24 protein-coding genes and 1 riboswitch are annotated in these 24051 nt (G+C 71.3%); of the genes, 6 read left to right on the forward strand and 18 right to left on the reverse strand.

Annotated features, from left to right (window positions below; translation table 11 throughout):
* Positions 1-144 precede the first annotated feature (144 nt).
* The gene (locus tag MKK58_RS10040; RefSeq protein ID WP_243911939.1) at positions 145-1191 is read right to left on the reverse strand and encodes a threonine aldolase family protein; all 1047 of its coding nucleotides are present in this window, start codon (positions 1189-1191) and stop codon (positions 145-147) included.
* 63 nt (positions 1192-1254) lie between these two features.
* Positions 1255-1367, reverse strand: a riboswitch (SAM-I-IV-variant riboswitch).
* 122 nt (positions 1368-1489) lie between these two features.
* Here MKK58_RS10040 and MKK58_RS10045 point away from each other — a divergent pair.
* Entirely contained in the window at positions 1490-2947 is a 1458-nt protein-coding gene (locus MKK58_RS10045) for an amino acid permease (RefSeq protein ID WP_243911940.1), read from the forward strand.
* A gap of 237 nt (positions 2948-3184) precedes the next feature.
* Here MKK58_RS10045 and MKK58_RS10050 read toward each other — a convergent pair whose 3' ends face one another.
* Both MKK58_RS10050 and MKK58_RS10055 read right to left on the reverse strand, forming a co-directional pair.
* The gene (locus MKK58_RS10050) at positions 3185-3796 is read right to left on the reverse strand and encodes a class I SAM-dependent methyltransferase (protein ID WP_243911961.1); all 612 of its coding nucleotides are present in this window, start codon (positions 3794-3796) and stop codon (positions 3185-3187) included.
* Between the two features lie 26 nt (positions 3797-3822).
* Positions 3823-5070, reverse strand: a complete 1248-nt coding sequence (locus tag MKK58_RS10055; protein ID WP_243911941.1) for a DUF3419 family protein — start codon at positions 5068-5070, stop codon at positions 3823-3825.
* A 251-nt stretch (positions 5071-5321) separates the two neighbouring features.
* Between MKK58_RS10055 and MKK58_RS10060 the strand changes: the two genes are divergently transcribed.
* Positions 5322-6152: an alpha/beta fold hydrolase gene (locus tag MKK58_RS10060; RefSeq protein ID WP_243911942.1), complete on the forward strand. Its 831-nt coding sequence runs from the start codon at positions 5322-5324 to the stop codon at positions 6150-6152.
* Positions 6153-6173: 21 nt separating this feature from the next.
* Here MKK58_RS10060 and MKK58_RS10065 read toward each other — a convergent pair whose 3' ends face one another.
* Positions 6174-6983 (reverse strand): exodeoxyribonuclease III, encoded by an 810-nt coding sequence (locus MKK58_RS10065; protein WP_243911943.1) that lies wholly within the window; start codon positions 6981-6983, stop codon positions 6174-6176.
* A 169-nt stretch (positions 6984-7152) separates the two neighbouring features.
* Here MKK58_RS10065 and MKK58_RS10070 point away from each other — a divergent pair, with 169 nt between their 5' ends.
* On the forward strand, positions 7153-7902 hold the full coding sequence (locus MKK58_RS10070; RefSeq protein ID WP_243911944.1) for a lysophospholipid acyltransferase family protein: 750 nt from the start codon (positions 7153-7155) through the stop codon (positions 7900-7902).
* A gap of 15 nt (positions 7903-7917) precedes the next feature.
* Here the strand turns inward: MKK58_RS10070 and tatC are convergent, their stop codons facing one another.
* The 6 genes from tatC to argS form a co-directional block, all read right to left on the reverse strand.
* Positions 7918-8718 (reverse strand): twin-arginine translocase subunit TatC, encoded by an 801-nt coding sequence (tatC, locus tag MKK58_RS10075; RefSeq protein ID WP_238280302.1) that lies wholly within the window; start codon positions 8716-8718, stop codon positions 7918-7920.
* The gene (gene tatB, locus MKK58_RS10080; protein ID WP_243911945.1) at positions 8715-9278 is read right to left on the reverse strand and encodes a Sec-independent protein translocase protein TatB; all 564 of its coding nucleotides are present in this window, start codon (positions 9276-9278) and stop codon (positions 8715-8717) included. Before tatB ends, tatC begins: the two co-directional genes overlap by 4 nt.
* 115 nt (positions 9279-9393) lie before the next feature.
* A complete protein-coding gene (locus MKK58_RS10085) occupies positions 9394-9651 on the reverse strand; it encodes a twin-arginine translocase TatA/TatE family subunit (protein WP_243911946.1) in 258 nt (85 codons plus the stop codon).
* A 225-nt stretch (positions 9652-9876) separates the two neighbouring features.
* The gene (gene nagZ, locus MKK58_RS10090; RefSeq protein WP_243911947.1) at positions 9877-10884 is read right to left on the reverse strand and encodes a beta-N-acetylhexosaminidase; all 1008 of its coding nucleotides are present in this window, start codon (positions 10882-10884) and stop codon (positions 9877-9879) included.
* A gap of 263 nt (positions 10885-11147) precedes the next feature.
* Positions 11148-12560, reverse strand: a complete 1413-nt coding sequence (locus MKK58_RS10095) for an SPOR domain-containing protein (protein WP_243911948.1) — start codon at positions 12558-12560, stop codon at positions 11148-11150.
* A gap of 30 nt (positions 12561-12590) precedes the next feature.
* Positions 12591-14354 carry an arginine--tRNA ligase gene (gene argS, locus MKK58_RS10100; protein ID WP_243911949.1) on the reverse strand — a complete coding sequence of 588 codons (1764 nt, stop codon included), beginning with the start codon at positions 14352-14354 and terminating at the stop codon, positions 12591-12593.
* A gap of 326 nt (positions 14355-14680) precedes the next feature.
* Between argS and MKK58_RS10105 the strand changes: the two genes are divergently transcribed.
* Together MKK58_RS10105 and MKK58_RS10110 are read left to right on the forward strand one after the other, a co-directional pair.
* Positions 14681-15304: a transglutaminase-like cysteine peptidase gene (locus MKK58_RS10105; RefSeq protein WP_243911950.1), complete on the forward strand. Its 624-nt coding sequence runs from the start codon at positions 14681-14683 to the stop codon at positions 15302-15304.
* 205 nt (positions 15305-15509) lie between these two features.
* Positions 15510-16199, forward strand: coding sequence for a transglutaminase-like cysteine peptidase (locus tag MKK58_RS10110; RefSeq protein WP_243911951.1), 690 nt, complete (start codon positions 15510-15512; stop codon positions 16197-16199).
* A gap of 33 nt (positions 16200-16232) precedes the next feature.
* Here MKK58_RS10110 and MKK58_RS10115 read toward each other — a convergent pair whose 3' ends face one another.
* The 8 genes from MKK58_RS10115 to MKK58_RS10150 form a co-directional block, all read right to left on the reverse strand.
* Positions 16233-16562, reverse strand: coding sequence for a DUF6949 family protein (locus tag MKK58_RS10115; protein WP_243911952.1), 330 nt, complete (start codon positions 16560-16562; stop codon positions 16233-16235).
* A 156-nt stretch (positions 16563-16718) separates the two neighbouring features.
* A complete protein-coding gene (locus tag MKK58_RS10120; RefSeq protein ID WP_243911953.1) occupies positions 16719-16931 on the reverse strand; it encodes a DUF3126 family protein in 213 nt (70 codons plus the stop codon).
* Between the two features lie 161 nt (positions 16932-17092).
* Positions 17093-17950, reverse strand: a complete 858-nt coding sequence (gene cysE, locus MKK58_RS10125) for a serine O-acetyltransferase (RefSeq protein ID WP_243911954.1) — start codon at positions 17948-17950, stop codon at positions 17093-17095.
* A 241-nt stretch (positions 17951-18191) separates the two neighbouring features.
* Complete coding sequence (locus MKK58_RS10130) at positions 18192-19103, reverse strand: helix-turn-helix transcriptional regulator (protein WP_292497655.1); 912 nt, start codon at positions 19101-19103, stop codon at positions 18192-18194.
* A 400-nt stretch (positions 19104-19503) separates the two neighbouring features.
* Positions 19504-20391 carry a lytic transglycosylase domain-containing protein gene (locus MKK58_RS10135; RefSeq protein WP_243911955.1) on the reverse strand — a complete coding sequence of 296 codons (888 nt, stop codon included), beginning with the start codon at positions 20389-20391 and terminating at the stop codon, positions 19504-19506.
* Between the two features lie 215 nt (positions 20392-20606).
* Entirely contained in the window at positions 20607-21446 is an 840-nt protein-coding gene (locus MKK58_RS10140; protein ID WP_243911956.1) for a Cof-type HAD-IIB family hydrolase, read from the reverse strand.
* The gene (locus MKK58_RS10145; RefSeq protein ID WP_243911957.1) at positions 21443-22009 is read right to left on the reverse strand and encodes a gluconokinase; all 567 of its coding nucleotides are present in this window, start codon (positions 22007-22009) and stop codon (positions 21443-21445) included. The genes MKK58_RS10140 and MKK58_RS10145 overlap by 4 nt, the downstream gene beginning before the upstream one ends.
* 65 nt (positions 22010-22074) lie before the next feature.
* Positions 22075-23358 (reverse strand): alpha/beta hydrolase, encoded by a 1284-nt coding sequence (locus MKK58_RS10150; protein WP_243911958.1) that lies wholly within the window; start codon positions 23356-23358, stop codon positions 22075-22077.
* 241 nt (positions 23359-23599) lie between these two features.
* Between MKK58_RS10150 and MKK58_RS10155 the strand changes: the two genes are divergently transcribed.
* Positions 23600-24051 (forward strand): polysaccharide biosynthesis/export family protein (locus tag MKK58_RS10155; RefSeq protein WP_243911959.1); only part of this gene is annotated, 452 nt, incomplete at its 3' end.

Consider the following 24051-nt stretch of genomic DNA (forward strand, 5'->3'; position numbering starts at 1 on the left):
CGATACCTTTCGCCGGTCGAGGATCGGCGCAACACGTCTTAAGTCGTAGGGGCATCGACAATTCGATGCCGCGTCTCCGGCGTCGCATCCGATGATCGCCGTCCCGCGACGTATCGCGGCGCGGCGGCATTCGGAGGCCCGGCCCTACGCCGCCAGCCGGCTCAGGGCGCGGATGTCATCCGCCAGGGCGTCGATCCGGGCCGGGTCCGAATCCCAGGCGAACATGAAGCGGGCGCCTCCGCCGATGAAGGTGTAGAAGCGCCAGCCCCGGGCGCGCAGGGCCTCGAGGTGCTCCGGCGCGGCGCGCAGGAAGACCGCGTTGGCCTCCACCGGGAACATCAGCGCGAAGGCGGGGACGTCCGCCACGGCGGCGGCGAGGCGACGCGCGCAGGCATTGGCGTGCGCCGCGTGGGCCAGCCAGGCGCCGCCCTCCAGCACCCCGACCCAGGGGGCCGAGAGGAAGCGCATCTTCGAGGCGAGCTGCCCCGCCTGCTTGCAGCGATAGCCGAAATCCTCGGCCAATGCGGGCTCGAAGAACAGGATCGCCTCGCCCGCCGCCATGCCGTTCTTGGTGCCGCCGAAGCAGAGGAGGTCGACGCCGGCCTTCCAGGTCATCTCGGCGGGGCTGCAGCCGAGGCTGGCGCAGGCATTGGCGAAGCGCGCCCCGTCCATGTGCAGGCGCAGGCCCAGATCCCGGCAGGTCTCGGCGATCGCACCGATCTCGGCCAGACTGTAGAGCTGGCCCGTCTCGGTGGGCTGGGTGATCGTCACCACCCGGGGCTTGGGGAAATGGATGTCGGACCGTCCCGTGGCGACGCCCCGGATCAGAGCCGGGTTCAGCTTGCCGTCGGGGCTCGCCACCACGAGGAGCTTCGAGCCGTTGGAGAAGAACTCGGGGGCGCCGCACTCGTCGGTCTCGACATGGGCCGAGGCCGAGCAGATGACGCTGTGGTAGGACTGGCAGAGGGAGGCCAGCGCCAGGGCGTTGGCGGCGGTGCCGTTGAAGGCGAAGAACACCTCGGCGGCGTCCGTCTCGAACAGGGTCCGGAACGCGTCGGCCGCCCGCTTCGTCCACGGATCCTCGCCATAGGCCGGCACCGAGCCCCGGTTGGCCGCCTCCATCGCGCCCCAGGCCTCGGGGCAGATGCCGGCGTAGTTGTCGCTCGCGAATTGCTGGGGCTCGGGGGGCATGGTCGCTCTCGTCTGGCCAGGATCCGCATCAGGAGCGCGGCGACCGACGGAGAGGAGATATGGCGAAGCCCGTTTGGTTGCCGGTCCGGCCACATCCCCACCGGATGCCGGAGGGTGCCACCTTGCCCGGGCGGGCAGGTTGGCGTCAGGGATCGCCCCGACTCTTGATGCTGGCCGCTTCCCTACCAGAGCGGTGCCGCCCTGACAACACGGATAGGTTGCCGCCCGGGGCGCGCTCCTCTGGCGCGCGATTTGCCCCGCTCGATGCGCGATCCACCGCCATGCGAAGGTTCGGCCGATGACGGGCAACAGCCTCACCGCGCGCAAATCCGTCGCGGACATCCTGGCGGCCGACGCCGAGGGCGACGAGGCGGCGCGCCTGCCGCGCTCCCTCTCGGCCTTCGACCTCGTGGCGCTGGGCGTCGGGGCGACCATCGGGGCGGGCATCTTCGTCCTCACCGGCACGGCGGCCGCGAACTATGCGGGGCCGGGCCTGACCCTGTCCTTCGTCCTCGGCGGCATCGCCTGCGGGTTCGTGGCTTTGTGCTACGCGGAACTCGCCGCGATGGTGCCCGCCCCCGGCAGCACCTACACCTACGCTTACGCGACGCTGGGGGAACTCTGCGCCTGGATCATCGGCTGGGACCTCGTCCTCGAATACGCCATGAGCGCCGCCACCGTGGCGGTGGGCTGGTCGGGCTATGCCCGCTCGCTCCTCGGCAATGCCGGCCTGCACCTGCCCCCATCCCTCACGGCGGCCCCCTTCACCGCCCTGCCCGGCGGCGCCACCGCATGGTTCGACCTGCCGGCGGCGGCCATCATCGGCGTGCTGACCCTGCTGCTGGTGCGCGGCAACCGCGAATCGACCCGGGTGAACGCCGTGATGGTGGCGATCAAGATCGCGGTCATCCTGGGCTTCGTCGGCATCGGCGCCGTCCACGTGGACACGCGCCTGTGGTCGCCCCTGGTCCCGGAGAACACCGGCAGCTTCGGAGAATTCGGCTGGAGCGGGGTCCTGCGCGGGGCGGGCGTGGTGTTCTTCGCCTTCATCGGCTTCGAGACGATCTCGACGGCGGCGGGCGAGACGCGCCGGCCGCAGCGCGACGCGCCGATCGGCCTCCTGGGATCGCTCGGCGTCAGCACCCTGCTCTACGTGGCGGTGGCGGCGGTGCTCACCGGCCTCGTCCCCTACCGGGCGCTCGACGTGCCCGACCCCATCGCCAAGGCGGTGGAGGGAATCGGGCTCGGCGCCTTCTCGGTGGCGATCAAGGTCGGGGCGATCCTCGGCCTGACCACGGCGGCCCTGGCCGCCCTCTACGGGCAAGCCCGGATCTTCTACGCCATGGCGCGCGATGGCCTGCTGCCGCCGGCCTTCGCCCGCGTGCATCCGCGTTTCCGCACGCCGGCGATCAGCCAGATCGCCATCGGGGCCGTCACGGCCCTGGTGGCCGGGCTGGTGCCGATCGACCTCCTCGGCGAGTTGGTGAGCATCGGCACCCTCTTCGCCTTCATGGTGATCTGCACCGCAGTGCTGGTGCTGCGCCGGACCGACCCGGCGCGTCCCCGACCCTTCCGGGTCCCGGCTATGCCGGTGGTGCCGGTCCTCGGCATCCTGTCGTGCCTCGGCCTCATGCTCGGCCTGCCCGGCGACACCTGGCTGCGCCTCGCCCTATGGCTCGCCGTCGGTCTGGCGATCTACTTCGGCTACGGCCGCAGGGCGGCACGGCTGCGCCGGATGGGCGCGCCGGGCCCATAGGAGGCTCCGGCGCGCTGACACTCAGGAATAGTGGCGCGGGCTCGGACGGCCGGAATAGCGGCGGCGCAGGTAGGAGACGAGCTTCGGGAGCAGGAAGGCGACGAGGAGCTTGCGCATGGGGAAATCTCCGGTTGGGGTGGGCGGCCCGAGGGCCGCCGCGTCGGAGACCCAATGCGGGGTCGGGTCCGGGCGTTCCGGAGCCGGCTGAATCAATCTGCGGCCGACAGCCACCGCGCCTCAGCGCGCGATCACCGCGTGGACGCAATAGCCCCGGAAGCGCTGGTTCACCCGCGCGTGCGCGCCCGCGGCCCCAGCGACGCCCGCGACCGCCTCCGGCAGATGCGCGCGCGGGGTCACCGAGAAGGCCGCGAGCCACCGGTTGAGGAGCGCGCGAACCGGCCACGGCAGGCCGGCCTGGCCGCCGAAATCCACCACGTGGAGCTCTCCGCCCGGCGCGAGGTGCCCGGCGGCCTCGGCCAGCACGCGCTCCCAGGGCGGGATCATCGACAGGGCGTAGGAGATCACGATCCGGTCGAAGGTCGCCCGCCCGAACAGGGCCTGCGGATCGAAGGCGGTGGCGTCCCCGCGCGCCAGGCGGATGCGGGGCGCGAGCCGGGCGCGAGCCACGCTGCGGGCGGCGGTCTCGAGCATCGCCGCCGAGACGTCGAGGCCGTGGCAGGCCGCCTCCGGATAGGTGCGCGCGATGCGCACGAGGTTGCGCCCGGTGCCGCAGCCGATCTCCAGCACGGCGCCGCCCGGCGGGACGGCCAGGTCCGCGATCACCCGGTCGCGCCCGAGGAGGTAGAACTTGCGGCTGGCGTCGTAGAGGTGGCGCTGGCGCCGGTACATCCGGTCCATCGCCTGCGCGGCGTCGCTCACGCGGCACGCAGGCGGTAGAGGTGGAAGCCGCCGTAGATCGCCGAGCGGTCGCGGGACTGACCCGCCCGGCTCTCGGCCTCGGCATAGTCCCAGGCACCCAGGATCGCCTCCGGCACCCGGCCGGGCAGGCAGCGCTCGTCGGCGGCCGTGCGGAAGATGACCCGCGCGCCCGGCCGGGCGGTGCGGGTGATCTCGGTCCAAAGAGCGGTCAGGTCGGCGTCGCTCATCCAGTCCTGCGCGTCGAGGAGCACGTAGGCGTCGGCGCTGGCATCGGGGCTCGCGGCCAGGAACGCCGTCATCGACTGCTGCCGGTAGCTCACCCGCCCGGCCCGGGCCCGCAGGGCCTCGAAGTGGCGCGGCTGCAGGTAGGGCGGCAGGGCGGCATCGGGCCCCGGCGCATAGCCCCGGCCGAAGGCCTGCCAGGCGAAGTAATTGTCCGCGAGGTCGAAGTCGCAGGCGAGGCGCTCCAGGCGGTGGCGCAGGGCGTCGACCATGCCGCCCGGGTGGTCCTTGGCGAGGGCGTGGTACTGGGCCGGCGGGATCCCGAGGCCGTAGAGGGAGGCAGGGCGCCGGATCAGCCAGCGCACGAGGCGCTTCTCGAACAGCGGCGCCACGTGCGCGTCGAACAGGACGCGCTGCTCGGCCAGGGTGCGCGCCGTAAGGACGGCGGAGAGGTCGCAGCCGTAGAGCCGGGCGAGCCGGTGCCCGGTCCCGATGAAGCGCCCGAGGAGGCCGTGCCGGAAGATGTTCTCCGAGAAGGCCGCGATGCGCCGGCGCCCGTCGAGGCGCCGGGCCTCCCAGTAGGCGCGCGCGGCGGCGTCGAGATGGGGCGCGATCCGCGCGTCGTAGGCCGCCACGTTGTCGGCCGTGTCGGCGCGCCCGAAGAAGCGCAGGTAGGCCGCCGCGTCGGGCAGTCGTGTCAGGGCCGCGAGCTTGAGGCGCCCCAGGGCGATGTGCGCCCCGTTGAGGTCGATCGCGCTGATCCGCGCCGGATCGGCCGTGAGGTAGGACAGCACGTTGCAACTGCCCGACGCGATGGCGACGACGTGGTCCTGCGGCCCCAGCGCCAGGGCCTCCAGATCGACCGCCGGGTCCTCCCAGATCTGGGGATAGACCAGCCCGCTGAAGGCCAGGGTGAACAGCCGCTCGGCCAGGCCGGCGCGCGATAGCGCCCGGCTGCGATGCACGGCCTGGGTCAGGCCGAGGCTGGTCTCGCGGCGGACCGCCCGTGCTGCGGAATTCATGCGGGCTCTCGGGCTGTTCCTCGGGGATGATGGACGCCGCCCCTACGCCCCGCGCATGACCGGCCGGTGACAGCGGACGCGGCCCGGGGTCTGCCAAGCGGGATATCCGGCGATCGGGCAGGATGCCTGGGATTTCAGCAGGAACGGCCGTGTCTCCCCACCCCTGTCGAAGGTATACCTGAGGCGGCGGCGATCGGACGCCGCCCAGCCCGAGGTCATCCGTCGTCAGCGCACGCCAGTGGAGAACCGCGATGGGAACGATCACCGTCAAGGACGGCACCGAGATCTTCTTCAAGGACTGGGGACAGAGAGAGGCGCAACCCATCGTCTTCCACCACGGCTGGCCGCTGAGTTCCGACGACTGGGACAGCCAGATGCTGTTCTTCCTCGGCCAGGGCTACCGCGTGATCGCCCATGACCGCCGGGGCCACGGCCGCTCGACCCAGACCGACACCGGCAACGCGATGGACACCTACGCGGCCGATGTCGCCGCACTCGTCGCCGCCCTCGACCTGAAGGACGCCATCCATGTGGGCCACTCCACCGGCGGCGGCGAGGTGGCGCACTACGTCGCGCGGGCCGAGCCCGGCCGGGTCGCCAAGGCGGCGCTGATCGGTGCGGTCACCCCCGTGATGGTGAAGTCCGAGGCCAATCCCGGCGGCCTGCCGCTGGAGGTGTTCGACGGCTTCCGCGCGGCGCTGGCGGCCAACCGGGCGCAGTTCTACCGCGACGTGCCGGCCGGCCCGTTCTACGGCTTCAACCGGGCGGGGGCCGCGGTGTCACAGGGCGTGATCGACAATTGGTGGCGCCAGGGCATGATGGGGGGCGCCAAGGCGCAGTACGACTGCATCGCGGCCTTCTCGGAGACCGACTTCACGGAGGATCTCAAGGCCATCGACGTGCCGGTTCTGGTGATGCACGGCACCGACGACCAGATCGTGCCGATCGCCGATTCGGCCCTGCTGGCGCACCCGCTCCTGAAGCACGGCACCCTGAAGACCTACGAGGGGTTCCCGCACGGCATGTGCACGACCCATGCGGACGTGATCAACCCGGACCTGCTGGCCTTCTTCAGGGCCTGAGGGTTCGGGCCGGCGTCCGCCTCACAACTCCAGGGTCAGCGTCACCGGCGCGTGGTCGGAGGGGCGCTCCCAGCCGCGCGCGTGGCGGGCCACGGTGACGTCGCGGACCGTGCCGGCGAGGTCGGGCGAGACCCAGGCATGGTCGAGGCGCCGGCCCTTGTTGGCCGCGGCCCAATCGGGCGAGCGGTAGCTCCACCAGGTGTAGATTTTCTCGGGTTCGGGCACGAGCAGGCGGGCGCTGTCGATCCAGCCCGCCTCGCCCCGCAGGGTCTCGAGCGCCTGCGTCTCGATGGGGGTGTGGCTCACCACGTCGAGGAGCTGCTTGTGCGACCAGACGTCGTGCTCGAGCGGCGCCACGTTGAGGTCGCCGACCAGGATCGCCGGGCCCGTGACCCGCCGCCCGCCCCAGGCGCGCAGTTCGTCGAGGAAGTCGAGCTTGTGCGCGAATTTCGGGTTGAGGCCGCGGTCGGGTACGTCGCCGCCGGCCGGCACGTAGAAATCGTGCAGCACGATCCCGGCGGCCTTGCCGGCCTCCGGCCCCAGCACCGCCGAGATGTGGCGCGCGTCCTGGCGCTCGCAGAAGGCCATCACGTCGCGGGTGAGGAGGGGAAAGCGCGACAGGATCGCGACGCCGTTATAGCCCTTCTGGCCGGCGAACACGACGTGCTCGTAGCCCGTGCCCCGCAGGGCCTTGAGGGGAAACGCGTCGTCCGGGCACTTCGTCTCCTGCAGGCAGAGCACGTCGGGCCGCGCCTCGGCGAGGAAGCGCAGGACCAGGTCGATGCGCAGGCGCACCGAGTTGATGTTCCAGGTGGTGACGGTGAGGCGCACGGCGTTCGGCTCGCGTGAATCGGGAAAACGTTTAAAGGAACGGTCGCGCCTCGGCGCGGCGAGCCGGCATAGACCGGATCGCCGCCGCCGTCGCCGATGAAATGCCACGCTCAGGCGCCCCGATCCGTGCCGGGTCGGGCGGCTTGAGCGAGATCGAGGGAACCACCCCGTGTCGCGCATCCGTTCCGGGCTCTTCAACGCCTACTGGGCCGGTTGGACCGGCCTGTTCATCGTGCCGCTGGCCGTGCTCGCCCTCCTGGGCGCGCCGCCCCGGCCCATCCGCGCCTTCACGCGCCTGTGGTCGCGGGGCATCCTGTTCGGGCTGAAGACGATCGTCGGGCTCACCTATGTGGAGGAGGGCCGCGCGCGCATCCCGTCCGAGCCCTGCCTCATCGTGGCCAACCATCAGTCGGCCTGGGAGACCCTGGCCTTCCTCGTGCTGGTGCCCAACGTCGCGATCGTCGCCAAGCGCGAGCTCGTGGCGATCCCGATCGTGGGCTGGTTCCTGCGCCGTTCGCCGATGATCATCATCGATCGGGCCAACGGCACTCAGGCCCTGCGGGTGATGATCGACGAGAGCCGCGCGGCGATCGCGCAGGGCCGCTCGGTGCTGATGTTCCCCGAGGGCACGCGCGGCGGCATCGCCGAGCCGGTCCAGTTCAAGCGCGGCGTCGAGCTGCTCTACGCCAAGCTCGGCCTCCCGGTGTTGCCGGTGGCGGTGAATTCCGGCCTGTACTGGCCCCATGGCGGCGCCCGCCACAGCCCCGGCGCCGTGACGGTGAGTTACCTCGCCCCCCTGCCCCCGGGCCTGAGCGGTGCCGAATTCATGCGGGGCACCCAAGGGGCGATCGATGCCGAGCTGAACCGCTGGCGTGACCCGGCCGCGCCCGTGGCGCCGCTCCGGGCCGAAGTCTCGTAGAGGGGAGCCGGCGCCTTACGGCTCCAGCCCCTCGGCCGCCCGCTGGGCCTTGCGGCGGCGCTCGACGCGGGCCACCGAGAAGATCGAGGCCTCGTAGAGGAGCAGCATGGGGATCGCCAGCGAGAGCTGCGAGATCACGTCCGGCGGCGTCAGGATGGCGGCTGCCACGAAGACGAGGACGATGGCGTAACGGCGCTTCTCGCGCAGGAACGCGGTGTCGATGACGCCGATCTGCCCGAGGAGCGTCAGGATCACCGGCAGCTGGAAAGCGATGCCGAAGGCGAAGATCAGCGTCATGATGAGCGAGAGGTACTCGTCCACCTTGGGCAGGAGGGCGATGGTCGCCTCGCCGGGCTGCCCGATCTGCTGGAGCGAGACCGAGAACTGGATCAGCAGCGGCATCGCCAGGAAGAACACCACCAGGGCGCCCAGCACGAAGAACACCGGTGTGGCCACGAGATAGGGCAGGAAAGCCTGGCGCTCGTTGCGGTAGAGGCCCGGGGCCACGAAGGCGTAGACCTGCGTGGCGATGACCGGGAACGCGAGGAAACCCGCGCCGAACACGCTGAGCTTGATGTTGGTGAACACCTGCTCGAGGAAGTGCGTCGCGATCAGCTTGGCGTTCTCGACCCCCACCACCGAGACGTAGGGGTAGACCAGCACGTTGTAGATGTGCCGCGAGAAGAAGAAGCACCCGAAGAACATCACCACGAAGGCGGCCAGTGACTTGATCAGCCGCGAGCGGAGTTCGATGAGGTGGTCGAGGAGCGGGGCCCGCGAGGCTTCGATCTCGGCGTCGTCGGTCTCGGTGCTCATCGGCCGGAATCAAGCTCGGGTTTGGCCGCTGCCTCGGGACGCGGGGGCGCGGCATGCGGCGGCTCGGTGGGGGGCGGAGACGTCAGCGGGTCGCCGCTCCAGGTGTGGGTCGCCGGGTGGTGGGGCGCCTCCGGCGCGGGGCCATGTGGCTGAGGCTCCTGCGGCGGAGATTCCGGCTGCGCGGGTGCCTGGATCGTGGGCTCCGGGCCGAGCTGCTCGGCGACGTTGGCGAGCCCTTGCGTCGGCGAGGGCGTCGTCTTCGTGGATGCGCGCCCGTCGACGGCACCCTTCAGCTCGTCGCGGATGGTCTGGACCGGGTTGAAGGTCGGCCCCATCGTGCCGGCCGATTTCTTGACGCCGTCCACCTCGCGGCGAATCTCGTCGAACTCGGCCTCGCGGATCGCCTCGTTGAACTGCGACTGGAACTCCCCGGCCATGCGGCGCATCTTGCCGGTGATCTGCCCGACCGCGCGCAGGGCCTTGGGCAGGTCCTTCGGGCCGATGACGATGAGGGCGACGCCGCCGATCAGCATCACCTCGCCCCAACTCATGTCAAACATGGTGTCGACTGTCCCGCGGCCGCGCGCTGCCCATCAACGGCGCGCAGGCCATGGCAGGTCACGGCGGATTCCGCCAGACCCGCACGGCCGCATGCGCCTCACTTCAGGTCGCGCGTCAGACGACCTTGCGGTCGGCCGCGACCGTGTTTGCGGTTGCGGGCTCACCCTGGTGGGGGAGCGTGCGCACCGGCTCGCCCGTGCTCGGCGGCGGCACGGCGGTGGTGGACGGCGTCTCGTCCTCGGCCATGCCCTTCTTGAAGGCTTTGATGCCCTTGGCGACGTCGCCCATCAGGTCCGAGATCTTGCCGCGGCCGAACAGCAGCATCACGATGCCGGCGACGATGATCCAGTGCCAGATACTCATGCTGCCCATGGCAACCTCCCGCGCCGCAGCCCGAACGCTGCGCGGCGCCGTCTCGTGTGTCGATTGAGGGCGAACCTAAGGATCGGGCACCCCGAGCACAAGAAGTGCGGGTGACGCGCGCTCCGTTCCGATCGCCGCAGCGGGCATGCAAGTTTCCGGCCCGCCGCCGGTTCATAGACCAGCCGCGCGCCGTTGTCGCCTGATCTGGGTGTCGCCTGATCCGGGCCCGCGCGCTCAGGCCGCGAGGGACAGGGCAGCCGCGAAGCGGGCCCGGGCCTCGTCCACGTCGAAGGCGTCCGAGCCGGCGGGCAGGCGCGCCAGGGCGGCCTCGGCCCGGCGCAGGGCCGCGCCGGCCAGGGCCGGGGCCCCCTCGGCGACGCCGCGCATCTCGTCCGCGTCGCCGTTGCAGTGCAGGCCGACGTCGATGCCGGCGGAAAAGCAGGCCTCGGTGCGGGCGCGGAACGTCCCCTGGAGGGCGTGCATCGAGAGGTCGTCGGTCATCAGCAGGCCGTCGAAACCGATGGCCCCGCGGATGATGTCGCGGATCACGGTGGCCGACTGCGTCGCCGGGTGGACGGGATCGAGGGCGGTGAGGACCACGTGGGCGCTCATGGCCATGGGCAGGTCGGCGAGCGCCCGGAACGGCACGAAGTCCTGCGCGCTCAGGGTCGCGAGGTCCGCCTCCACCACGGGCAGGCCCTTGTGGCTGTCGCAGCCGGCCCGGCCATGGCCGGGGATGTGCTTCATCACCGGCAGCACGCCGCCCTGCATCAGGCCCTCGGCCACGGCCCGGCCGATCTCGGCCACCCGGCCGGGGGCGGTGTCGTAGGCGCGGTCGCCGATCACGTCGTGGGCGCCGGCCACCGGCACGTCGAGGACGGGGGCGCAGTCGACGTTGATGCCCACATCGGCGAGGTCATGGGCCATCAGCCGGGCGCCGAGCTGCGCGAGGGCCACGGCCGAGCCGTTGAGACCGCCGAAGCGTCGCCCCGCCGGGTAGGCCGGCCAGTGCGGCGGCCCCATGCGCTGCACCCGGCCGCCCTCCTGGTCGATCAGGATCGGCGCGTCCGCCCGGCCCACCGTGGCCCGCAGGGCGTCCGTGAGGGCCCGGACCTCGTCGGGGGTGCCGATGTTGCGCTTGAACAGGATGAAGCCCCAGGGCGCCACGTCCCGGAAGAAGGCGGCCTCCTGCCCCGAGAGGGTCTTGCCGGCGCAACCGAGGATCAGGGCACGGGAGGTCATGGCGGTGGACGCGTCCTCGGGGATGGAGGCCGGCTCGGGGGAGCGCGGCCGGGAAGCTCGGTGACGATTCAGGCCAGCCGGCATCGCTGCCGGATGGGGCCGGAACATGGTCGGATGCGGACGGTGCAGACACAAGGGCGGGCGCGTGGCCCTGCGGCCACAGGGCTGGCCGGATCCGGACTGAGGTGTCACTTCGACGCCCGGATCGCGCCGTCACGGAACGCGCACGCCGCGTTCCGTGACGGATCATCGCTTCGAAAAGATCAGTTCTTAGCCACGAAGCACTGGCCGCCCGCACCCTGCAACTGGGTGCACAGGCTGGTCGCCTCATTTTTGCCGAGGGGGCCGACGCGGACGCGATAGATCGTCTTGCCGTTGACCTCGGCCTGCCGGATCAGGGCCGGCTGGCCGGAGAGCTGGCCGTACTTGCCCTGCATCTGCCGGAAGGCGGCCTGCGCCTCGCTCTCGCTGGTGCGCACGCCGAGCTGGACGGCGTAGCCGCCTCCGCCGGTTGCGGCCGCGGCCGCCGCGGGGGGCGGGCTGGCGATGGCGGACGTCGCCTCGGGCGCCACGGCGGCGACGCGCTGGGGGGCCTTGGGGCGCGGGGCCGGGGCGGGCTCGGCTGCGGCGGGCGCCTCGGCCACGGGCGTGGTGGCCACCGGCGGCGGAAGCCGGGCGGCGCGCTGGCGCAGGGAGCCGCTGGCGGGCGCGCCGTCGGCGGCGGCGCCCGGCAGGGTCATGGTCGGGATCACGGAGGGCGGCGTCGCCGTCGCCTCTGCCGGGGCTTCGCGCTGGGGCGGCGGGGGCGGCGTGTCGGGCTTCACCGAGACGGTGCGGACCCGGCGGGGCTCCCCGAGGGAATCGGTGAGGCCGCCCTGCTGGCCCTGGGCCGGCTGGGCCTGCGCGGCGCTGCCCGGAGTGGCGCCGCCCTCCCCCGAGCCCAGGGCCGCGCGGGCGGCCTGGGCGACGTCGAGGGGCTGCTCCTCGCGGTTGACGATGCGGATCTGCCCGTCCTTGGCGGTGCGATCGTAGATCTGCTTGTTCTGGTCCGGAATCTCGACGCCGTCCGCCTTCTGCGGCGCGATCTTCAGGGGCGCGGTATCGGCCATGATGGTGGGCACGCCGCCGGCCCCGCCGGTGCTCCCGTGCAGGCCGCGCCAAGCCAAGGCTCCGGTGACGCAGAGGGCGAGGACGCCGAGGCCGGCGCCCACCGAGACGAGGCGGCTGCGCTGGCGCGGCCGTTCCAGGGGGCGGACCCGGTCGTCGGCATCGTTGGGCGCGAACTCGGCGGCATTCGCATCCGGGTAGGGCTCCTGCGGATCGCGGTAGGCGCCGTGATCGACGGAGGCGAGATACTGGTCGAAGGCGTCGGCGTTCGAGCCCGCCTGCGGCGCCGGCTGCTGGGCGTAGGTCTGCTGCGCGTAGGGCTGGGCCGGCGCCTCCCCGAAGCTCGGCTCGACGCGGGTCCGCCCGGCGACCTGGGCGTCGCGGGCCTGGAGCAGGGCCCGGAACGGATCGTCCTGCCCGACGATCCGGGCGAGCTCGGCCAGCGGGTCGGCCTTGGGGGCCGCGCCTGCCACGGGCTGAACCTGGGGCTGAACCGGCGCCTGGGGCTGCTGCAGATCCCGCGCGAAAGCGTCGAAATCGACTGTCGCTCGCGAAGCGTTCGTCGTCATGCCAGCATCCCTCTTCACGCCGAGATCACCTCACCGCATTTCATCCGGCGCGGTGACGCCCAACACCGCGAGGCCGGAGGCGACGACGCCCCGCAATGCCTCAACGAGGGCCAATCGGGCCCGAGTGGAGTTTCGGTCGTCAGGATTAATAAACCGTAATTGCGGCAAGTCTTTGCCCTTGTTCCACAAACCGTGGAGCGAGCTTGCCAGTTCGTAGAGGTAGAACGCCACGCGATGCGGTTCGTGCGCGCCCGCCGCGGCCTCGATGACGCGCGGGTACTGCGCGACGAGCCGCATGATCTCGATCTCGCCCGGGTCGGTGAGCAACGCCAGATCGGCCTCGCGGAGCAGGCCATCGCGCGAAAAGTTCTCGTCCGGCATCGCCTGCGCGGCCTGGCGGAACACCGAGACGCAGCGCGCATGGGCGTACTGCACGTAGAAGACCGGGTTCTCCTTCGACTGCTCCACCACCTTGGCGAGGTCGAAATCCAGGGTGGCGTCGTTCTTCCGGTAGAGCATCATGAAGCGGATCGCATCGCGGCCGACCTCGTCGACGACCTCCCGCAGGGTGATGAACTCGCCCGCGCGCTTGGACATCTTCACGGGCTCGCCCGCGCGCAGCAGCCGCACCAGCTGGCAGAGCTTCACGTCGAGGGTGGCGTGCCCGTCGCTCACCGCCTTCACGGCGGCCTGCATGCGCTTGACGTAGCCGCCATGGTCGGCGCCCAGCACGTCGATGAGGTCGGTGGCGCCCCGCGCGATCTTGTCCCGGTGGTAGGCGATGTCGGAGGCGAAGTAGGTGAAGGAGCCGTCGGACTTGAGCAGGGGCCGGTCGACGTCGTCGCCGAACTCCACGGTGCGGAACAGGGTCTGCTCGCGGTCCTCCCAATCCTCGGGAAGCTGGCCCTTGGGTGGCGGCAGGCGTCCCTCGTAGACGAGCCCCTTTCCTCGGAGTTCGGCGAGGAGAACGGGCACCGCCTCCTTCAGGGTGGCTTCCGAGAAGAACACGTCGTGGTGGATGCCCAGACGCGCGAGGTCGGCCCGGATCAGGTCCATCATCGCGTCGATGGCGAAGGCCCGGACCAGCGGGAGCCATTCCGCCTCCGGCTGGTCGAGGAGGGCGCGGCCATGGGCCTCGGCGAGGGCCCGGCCCACGGGCACGAGGTAGTCGCCCGGGTAGAGTCCCTCCGGCACCGGCCCGACGGGCTCGCCGAGCGCCTCGCGGTAGCGCAGGAAGGCCGAGCGGGCGAGCACGTCGACCTGCGCGCCGGCGTCGTTGATGTAGTATTCGCGCGTCACCTCGCGCCCGGCCGCCACCAGGAGGTTGGCGAGGGCGTCGCCGAACACCGCGCCGCGCCCGTGGCCCACATGCATCGGGCCGGTGGGGTTGGCCGAGACGTACTCGATGTTGACGCGCCCCGCCGGCGAAGCGCCGCTCGGCATCGTGCCGCGCCCGTAGGCCTCGCCTTCTGCGAGGGCGGCCCGCACCACGGCATGGAACGTCCCCGGGGCCAGCCGCAGGTTGATGAAGCCGGGGCCGGCCACCTGCGCCTCCACCACGTCGGGGTCGGCGCGCAGGGCGGCCGCCAGGGTCTCGCCGAGGGCCTTCGGGTTGGTCTTCGCCTCCTTGGCCAGCACCAGGGCGGCGTTGGTGGCGAGATCCCCATGGCTGGCGTCGCGGGGCGGCTCCACCACCACGCGGGCGAGGTCGAGTCCCTCGGGCAGTTGCCCGGACCGGATGAGGCCCTGCACGGCCGCGCGGACGCGGCCCTCGAAGGTGGCGAAGATGTTCATGGCACGATCGAATCCGCTTCGGGGGCTGGGGCGGGGTCTTGGTGCGGGTCTTGGAGCCCGCCGGCTCGCCCGCCAGCCCGGATCGGAGGGGCATAGCAAGGGCGCCCCCGGGTGTCACGGCGGGGGGCGCATCGTGAGCGGAGCAGGAGGGTTACCGGATCCTTGGGGAAATCGCGCGGGTTCGCGGCATCGCCGTGAGGCGGCGTTCGGCCTGGCGCGCGAGAGGCGCCGGGCTGCGCCGAATCGATAAAATTGCGCGGATCGACTTCAGCGCGGGACAGGCTCCGTGGCGGCACGATGACGGCGTTGGACCTGAGGACGCCGCCATGGGCAGGACGAAGACGATCGCGCTGGCACTTCTCGCGGCCCTGGCCGCGAGCGCGAGCCCGACCCAGGCGCAGACCCTGGCCGCCCTGCCCTCGCCGACCCCCTCGGCGCAGCCCCTGCACGAGGCCAAGCCGCTCGCCGCCTGGTCCGCCTTCTGCCAGCGCTACGCCGCCGAGTGCGCCATCGACCTCAACGAGGCTCCGCGCATCACCCTCACCCCCGCCACCTGGGCCACCATCGCGGCGGTGAACCGCCGGGTGAATCGCACGCTGCGCCCCCTCACCGACATGGATCACTGGGGCGTGCCGGACCGCTGGGACCTGGCCGAGGACGGCGCCGGCGACTGCGAGGATTATCAGCTCCTCAAGCGCAAGCTCCTGGCCGAGGCCGGCCTGCCGCGCCGGGCGATGCGCATGACGGTCGTCATCGACGAGAAGGGCGAGGGCCATGCCGTGCTCACCCTGATCACCGACCGGGGCGACTTCGTGCTCGACAACAAGGTCGGCGACGTGCTGGCCTGGCATCGGACGGGCTACGTCTTCATCAAGCGCGAATCGGCCGAGACGGTGGCATGGGTCTCGCTTGGGGGTGTCACCTCGCCGGTCACGACCGCCAACCGCTGACGGTTGGCCGCCCCGGCGCGGATGCCGCGCAGGCGCGAGCGGGACCGAGGTCCCGTGCCGTCCCGCGACGATGACACGAAAACCATATCGTCACGCGGAACCTTCTCCTGCCCTCGCGGGTTAACGGGGGTTTAACTTTCCGATTGAGCCTCGGCCGCTCCCGTGCAACCTTCGTCGTCTTACGAGGGACGGCAGGGCGACCGGCATGCGGCACGCGATTCTGCGAAGTGGTGATGGGCTCCCGCCGGTCTGGGGGCGCCGGGTCCTGTGGCGACGGATCGGTCGCGCGGTCCAGTTCTCCCTGGTGGGCTCGATCCTGCTCCTCGGAGGTGCCACCACGGAGGCGCAGACCGTCGCCGCCCTGCCCGAAGCCCCGCGGGTCGATGAGGGGCCGCCCGCCCGTCCGGTCGCGGCCTGGACCGCGCTCTGCGCGCGGATGCCGGCCGAGTGCGCGGTCGACACGAGCGAGCCCGCCATCATCACCCTGACGCCGCGCATCCGCGACCTGCTCGCCCGCGTCAACCGCCGGGTGAACGCCCGGATCAAGCCGATCACCGACCTCGCCCACTGGGGCGTGGTGGACCGCTGGGACTATCCCGACGACGGTTTCGGCGATTGCGAGGATTACCAGCTGCTCAAGCGCCGGATGCTGGCGGAGCGCGGATTGCCGCGCCGTGCCCTGCGGATGACGGTGGTGATCGACGATATCGGCGAGGGGCACGCGGTGCTGATGGTCCGGACCGACCGGGGAGACCTCATCCTCGACAACAAGACCAACGCGGTGCTCTCGGCCCCCGCGACCGGCTACACCTTCATCAAGCGCGAGGGCCAGGACGGTCTCGCCTGGGTCACCCTCAACGCCGGCGCCTCCCCGGTGGCCACCGCCAACCGCTGACGGCGGCGGCGAGCCGGGGATCACGCGGGTCTTTCAGAGGCCCGTGATCAGGTGCGCGAGGTCGAGGGCGATGCGGCCCGACATCAGGCTCCAGCCGCAGGCGATGATCGTGGCGATCATCACGAAGGGGATCGGCCGACGCTCGAAGCGCCGGCCCCGCACCGTGTTGCGCAGGATGATGAAGGGCGCCCCGAAGGCCAGCATGGGCAGGGCCGCCACGGCCGTGACGCCGCCGCGCTCGAGCAGGCTGAAGCTGGCGCGGCGCGCGGTGAAGAGTTCGAACGCGCTCGCGAGCAGGCCCGACAGAGCGAGACCGACGCAGAGGGTCCGAAGGGATTCGATGGCCGAGGGGCTGAGGGTCATGACGCGAACGCTCCAGCATCGAGAACGATGTGGAGCGCACTGTGCCGCGTCGTTTACGAAACGTTAAGGGTTTCCTGCCGTCAGGGTTAAATCCACGCACAGGGGTGTGCGACACGTGGGCGTGCGGCGGACCCGTCAATCCGGCAGGCGAAGGGCCTAATCTGCGAGGTCGATGTCCAGGATCGCCATGGCGAAGTTGAACGAGCGGTCCCCGTCCTCGTCGTCCACCGAGACCACGCCGAGGAACTCCTCGCCGATATAGACCTCGGCCGAGTCGTCCTTCTTGGGACGGGGCACGAGGCGGATGTTGGTGTTGGCGAAGGTGCGGCGGAGGTAGTCCTGCACCTTCGCAATGTCGGTCTTGTTCACGCTGATCGCCTCTCGCGTTGGGATCGGGGCCTCCGGCGCACGGGACGACGCGCGGCATGCCGCGGGGCTCGGCCGGGCGCGGCCTTGGGCCGGGCTGGCCCCCGCTTGCCACGCCATCGGGGGATGGGCAAGCGGGGCCGAGTCCCGAGCCTTAAGCGTCGTCAGATGCCCTCGGCCATGTGAATGAACTGATCCATGGCCACGAGCTGGTCCATGGCCCGCGACGGCTCGGCGCAGCCGGCGGTGCCCACAACGCGGGCCGGCACGCCGACCACGGTGGTGTTGGCGGGAACCGCGCGCAGCACCACGGAGCCGGCTGCGATGCGCGCGCAGGCGCCCACCTCGATGTTGCCGAGGATCTTGGCCCCGGCCCCGATCATGACGCCGTGGCGGATCTTCGGATGGCGGTCGCTGCCCTGCTTGCCGGTGCCCCCGAGGGTGACGGCATGGAGGATCGAGACGTCGTCCTCGATCACCGCCGTGGAGCCGACCACCAGCCCGGTGGCGTGGTCGAGGAAGATGCCGCGCCCGATCCGGGCCTGCGGATGGATGTCGGTCTGGAACACCTCCGAGGAGCGGCTCTGGAGGTAGAGGGCGAGGTCGCGCCGGCCCTGCCCCCAGTACCAGTGCGCGAGACGATGCGCCTGGATCGCGTGGAAGCCCTTGAAGTACAGGACCGGCTCGATGGCCCGGCTGGTGGCGGGGTCGCGGTCGAGCACCGCCGCGATGTCGGCCCGGAAATCCTGACCGAGCTCCGGGTTCGCGCCGATCGCCTCGTGGAAGCCGTGGGCGACGAGCTCGGCCGGCAGGGAGGCGTGCCCGAGGCGGGCCGCCACCCGGTGTGCCACCGCGCCCTCGAGGGACGTGTGGTTGAGGATCGTGGCCACGATGAAGGAGGCGAGCTGCGGCTCCTCCCGCACGATCGCCTCGGCCTCGGCCCGCAGGCGCGCCCAGATCGGATCGCAGACGGCGAGCGGCTCAGGCCCCTTCGCGGCGATCGGGAATGCACTGGCGGACATCGGGGCCTCCTCTGGGCCGGCCTCTCAAGCGCCGGACGCGGCGGGCCGCCCCGCGACGACCCCCGCTAGGTGGTCGCCGGGACGACGCGTCCGCCGTACGGCGTTCCGGTGGATGGTTCGTCTGTCGTCGTCGGTTCCGGCAGACGGAAACGCCGCCGGGCCGGTCTTCCGTAGCTTGGTGTGCCTCGGGCGGCCGATCAAGGCCGGGCGGCATCCCGGGCGAGCGGGTGCGCGCCGATCGTCAGGCGCGGCGGCGCTGGTCGAGATCGCCGAACCGGGCCTCGATCGCCTCGGCGAGGCGGTCGACCATCACCTCGACGGGCACGTCGGAGGTGTCGACCACCGACGAGGCGCGGGCATAGAGCGGCTCGCGGCTGGCCAGGACCGCGCGCAGCTCCTGCATGGCGGACGGGTGGTCGCCGGTGGTGGCGAGGTCGCCCTGGTCGCGCACCCGCTGCATGTGCTCCTCGGGCCGGGCCCGCAGCCAGATCGTGAAGAAGGCCTGGAGCAGCAGGTCGTAGGTCAGGGGCTCGGCCACGATGCCGCCGCTGGTGGCGAGCACCAGGGGCCCGGGATGCTCGGTGAGGCGGCGCAGGGCCGCCTGCTCCAGCCGCCGGTAGCCTTCCTGTCCGTAGATCGCGAAGATCTCCTTCACCGAGAGGGCGTTCTCGCGCTCGATTTCGGCGTTGAGTTCCACGAAGGTCCAGCCCAGGCGGTCGGCGACGCGGCGCCCAAGGGTCGACTTGCCAGCCCCGCGCAGGCCGATCACGGCGACGCGCGGCTGCGGCACCTCGCCGCTCGCCGAGGATTGCCCCGACAGGATGCCCTTGGCCAGGGCGACCTGCTCGGGCGAGGCGTTGCCGAGGAGGTCCCGGATCACGTGCCAGTCCGGCCCGATATCCTGCCCGGCGATCAGGTCGTCGAGGCGCACGCCCATCGCGTTGGCGACGCGCCGCAGCAGGATGATCGAGACGTTGCCCTGCCCGCTCTCGAGCTGGGCGATGTAGCGCTCCGAGAGGCCCGAGGTCTGCGAGAGGAGCTTGCGAGACAGGCCGCGCACGGTGCGGGCGTGACGGACCCTCCGGCCGAGCTCAGCCAGGAAGATCGATTCTTGTTCTGCCGCGCCGGCCATGCCGTCGTCCGCTTCCTCGATGCGCGCCCAGGTGGTCGGGCCTGCGCGCAGGTTGCAATACAATAGGCCACTTCGTTCCAAGGATCGAACGATACTTGGAAGTATGGTGCCTGAATGTGTTCATGGCTCCTGTTGAAGGAACACTGGCATGCACCATTGTCCCGAAAGCGCCACGTCTGGCGGATGCTGCAGCGATCGTGCCCGACCGGCCTGACTGCAGTTCATCGCATTGCACCATGTGAGACCAGGCAGGCCGCGACGCAAGCCATTCCGGACATTCGAAGCGGTGGAAAACCTTTCCCGAGGTCGGCGGTGCCCGAGTTGGGCTTGCCTGAAATCTGCCTTCGGGCGGGCTTGGCCGCGTTCCGGCGGACCGTTTCGGGTGGCTTTCCCCGGCCCTCGGCCGGAGGAAGACCCCCGCCTACTGCACCGGCAGGGCCGAGGCTTCGAGGATGGTGCCGGTCGCGGGCGCCTTCTTTGCGACGATTGGCCGCCCGACCGAGGCCAGGGCGAGGGCCGAGGGCCGACGCGGCGGCAGCGGCACCTCGATGGTCTCGCCGAAGGCCGCCTCGACCGGGGCGCCGGTCTGAACCACGGCCGGGGCCAGGCCGGGATTGGGGCTGATCGCCGGGGTCGCGGCGGTCGGAGCCGGCTCGGGGGCCAGGGCCGCCACCTCCGTTGTGGTGAGGCCCGCGAGGGAGGCGGGGCGGCGGGGCGGCAGCGGCACCGCGACGACGTCCGTCGGTATGCCGTTCGCCGCGGGGCTCGGAGCGTAGGCGAGCGCGGTGTTGGCGGCGGCGACCGACGGCGTGGCGGCGCGCGCGAAGACGCTGCCGAAGGCCTCGCCGGATTTCGGCGCGTCGAGGTCGTCGGGGACGGTGGTCTCGATGCCGAGGCGTTTGGCGGCGTAGTAGTAGCCGCGATTGTAGAAGCCGTAGGCGCGGGCGATGTCGCCCTTGGCGGCACGGTAGGCGCCCGCCAGGTAGGCGATGCCGTAGCGCAGGTTCACGCGGGGATCGAACAGCCCGGCCGCGTCGCCCTGGTAGCCGAGGCCCTTGGCGGTGGCGTGCTTGATCTGCATCAGGCCGAGGGCACTGCCGCCCTTGGCGTTCGGATTGTAGTTGCTCTCGCGCTTCACGACCTGGTGGACGAAGCTCGACGGGACGCCCTGGGCCTTGGCCTGCTGCTCGATCAGCGCGTCGATGTTGTCCCGGGCCGCCGAACCCTGCGCGGTCGCCGCGCTGGGCGCGAGAACCCGGCAGGGCACGGCGACCGCCACGACGGCGAGGAGCAGGAGGCGCTGGTTCATACGGAGACCCGGATCGACCTTGTTCTTGAACGGTCAAGGTCCGGTCGAATTGCGGCCGGAAAGCGGCTCTGGCAGGGTGAGCGTGGCCGTTTCCCGATGTGCTGTGGCGCACATGGCACAGGTGTGCCGCACGTTTCCGGATTGTATCGGAGGTGATTCGCGAGAGGTTTCAACGACCTCTGGCGGTTGTGAGGAGTCCCTGCCGGAGCGGTTCCTCAGCGCCGCAAAATGAATTCCGCGATGGCCTTCGCGAACCCGTCCGCGTCGTTTCCGGCCGTCACGGCCCGGGCCGCCGCCTGTACCGCCGGGGCGGCGTTGCCCATGGCCACCGAGAAGCCGCTGCGCGCGAACATCGGCACGTCGTTTCCCGCGTCGCCCAGGGTGGCGATGCGGGCCGGGGCGATGTCGAGATGTCGGCTCATGGCGTCGACGAAGCCGGCCTTGCCGACGCCCGGCGGCGTCACGTCGAGGTAGTAGGCCTGCGAGCGGTGGACGTCGGCGCACTCACCCAGCGCGGCGGCGACCCGCGCCTCGCAGGCCGCGAGATGGTCCGCATCCGCGCTCACCCCCACGATCTTGGAGGCCCGGCCGAGGAGCGGCCCGAGGTCTCCGACCACGTGCGGCTCGGTGAGCAGGGTGCGGCGTTCGAGATCGGTGTAGGGGCCGTGCGGGTCGGTGAGGTTCCAGCGCCCCTCGGCGAAAACCCAGATGTCGAGGCCGGCCTCCGCGAAGAGCCGGGCCACCGCGCGGGCGGCCTCGGCGGGGATCAGGGTCTCCGACAGGACGGTGAGGTCGGGGGCCACCAGGGTGCTGCCGTTGAAGGCGCCCATGGGCAGGGTGAGGCCGAGTTCCGCCGCCAGCGGCCCGAGTCCGACGGGGGGGCGGCTCGACGCGATGGTGAAGGCGATGCCCGCCTCGCCCAGGCTGCGCACGGCCGCGCGGGCGGCCGGCGTCAGGCGCTTGTCGGAGGTGACGAGGGTGCCGTCCACGTCCGAGATCACCAGGGCGATGTCGGCGGGGGCCGTGACCGAGGACGGATGGGACGGGGTGCTCATGCGGGATTTCGGGGCTCCTGTGCGCCCTCCTCCAATCCCGCCCGGACCGCGATCGTTGCGGCGATGGCCTCGGGCGGGCCCTCGATGTCCACCGCGACCGCATTTTCCTCTGGCCCCGGCGGCTCCAGGATGGCGAACTGGGTGTCGAGGAGGGCCGCCGGCATGAAGTGCCCCCGGCGCAGGGCCAGGCGCCGGTCGATCAGGTCGCGATCGCCGTCGAGGTAGACGATCCGGACCGCGTCGCGCCCCCGCACGAGGACGTCGCGATAGGCTCGGCGCAGGGCCGAGCAGACGACGATGCCGGGCTCGCGCATCTGCAACTGCGTGTCGATCCAGGCGCCGATCGCGGCGAGCCAGGGGGCGCGGTCGTCGTCGTCGAGGGGATGCCCGGCCCGCATCTTGGCCACGTGCTCCGGGCTGTGGAAGCTGTCTCCGTCGACGAAGGCCCAGCCGAGGCGCTCGGCGAGGCAGGCCGCCACCGTGCTCTTGCCGGAGCCCGACACCCCCATCACCACGAGGATCGCGGGGGTGCGGCCCGACGCCGGATTCGGGGCTGACGACATCGCGCTCTCCTGTGCCGAGCCTGCTCCTTAGCAGGCTTTGCGGCGGAATTCGGCGGCGTGGGGCCTCAGGTGGCGAGGATTGCTGGGCCGGTCTCCGGCAGGCAAGGGTTCAGCACCCGCTCGCGCAGGCGCTGGGGGCCGAGCGTCATCGCGAAGAAGTCGTAATACCCCCGTTTGTCGTTGGAGAGGAGGAACTGGAAGTGCATCCGGAAGGGCCGCCAGCGCACCTTCGTGTAGGTCTCTGCGCTGATGATCTCGCGGAACCGGGCCGAGCGCACGAGGGGATTGGCGGCCGGGTGGCCCCGGAGGTCGAGGTCGAGGTCCCTCACGGGGTTGAAGCCCGGGAAGTTCATCCAGTCCTGCGGCGCCTGGAAATCGACCCAGACGAGGCGGCGGGACGTCACGAGGGTCGCGATCTCGCCGCGCAGGCGATCGACGCGCGGCTGGAGGGCCACCAGCGGCAGGCCGGAGCCCAGGGTGACGAGGGCGAGCGTCGGCCCGACGCGTCCCAGGTCGGGGTCGCGCGCGAGCACACGGGCCGCCACCTCCACCGCCGTCAGGGCGCCCGAGGAATGTCCGAGGATCATGATCTCGTCGGGGATGTCACCGGATTCCGCGAAGGCGGCGCAGCGGGCGAGGACGTGGTCCGCGAAGAGGTCGAGGCGGCGCTCGTAATCGGGGCGGCTGCCCCGGCCGTGCTGCCAGTTGAAGACCCAGTCGTTCAGGAGTTGCCAGAAGAAGATCCGGTTGAGGACCGCCTCCATCGCCTTCACCCAGGCGAGGCCGATGACGAGCCCGGCCGGGATCGTGGCCCAGAGCGGCCAGCCGAGGCTGTGCGCGAAGCCCGTGCCGAGATGGGCATGGACGAAGGCCGCGATGGCCACGGTGCAGAGGGCGAGGAGCACGACCATCAGCAGGGGGTAGAGGATGACGTTGCCGTACTTCCAGTTCAGCCGGTAGAACTGGACCATCATGCCGGAGGTGATGGCCTGGAGCGTGCCCACCACCAGGAGGGCGACGCTGACGAGGCGCAGGCGCCGAAAATCGTCCCGGACGATGTCGTCCCAGAGCAGCACGTCGTAGCTGGTCTCGGCGCCCCCGGTCTCGGGCTGCGCGGCCACGCGCCAGCTCTGCACCGTCTCGTCCGCGTTCATCGTGGCGCGGGTGATGCTGCGCTTGGGTTCGTGGAAGCGCTTCGCGTAACGCGTCAGTTCCCGCACGAACAGCATCCGGTATCGGCTGCTGCCCTCCGGATCATAGCCTGGAACGTAGAAGACGTGTCGCCGCCGGACGGCGCCGGGGACCCCATCCGCAAGGCCCGGAGGTGTATAGTCGAATGACGATGTCATGGAGTCGGGGGCGCCGAGAAATCAGATCTCGACAGATACCAGATCTGCGTAGGGTGAGAACGCCTATCTCGAGTGGATGTTCGATGTCTCCCGAATGTGAATCTCGCGCGGATCGGCGGTGAGTAGCGGGGATGGTTTCCCGTTCCTGGCCGCTCCCGGGCGAAGTGTGACCCCACCGCCACGGACATGGCTGCGGCAATGGTCTAGGCAGCCAATGAGAGAAACCGACAGGCGACCCTGCATGCGCGCACTTCCTCTGGCCCTCTGCACCGCCCTTGCGGTGTCGGGCTGTTCGTCGATCCTGCCTGCGGCGGGTCCGACGACCAGCGCGGTCGTGGAGGGGGCTGACGTCTCGACGAGCGAGGGCACGTTCGCCCGCTACGAGATCGTGGACCTGTCTGCGGCGACGGTGGAGGCCCTGCGCGGGCGCGCCCTGGACAGCCTGCTGGCCTCCTTCGGCGACAAGCGCCCGGCGCTGGAGCCCGTGATCGGAGTGGGCGACTTCGTGGCGGTGTCGGTCTGGGAGGCGGGCTCGGGCGGTCTGTTCTCCGGGCCCCTCGTGGCCGACCGCTTCTCGGCCGGCTCCAAATCCGCCCTCATCCCCGAGCAGGTCGTGCCCCGCGACGGGGCCATCACCGTGCCGTATGCCGGGCGCATCCAGGTGGCCGGGCGCCGCCCGCAGGACGTGCAGGG

The sequence above is a fragment of the Methylobacterium sp. J-078 genome, assembly GCF_022829285.1.
In the GTDB taxonomy this organism is placed as follows: Bacteria; Pseudomonadota; Alphaproteobacteria; order Rhizobiales; family Beijerinckiaceae; genus Methylobacterium.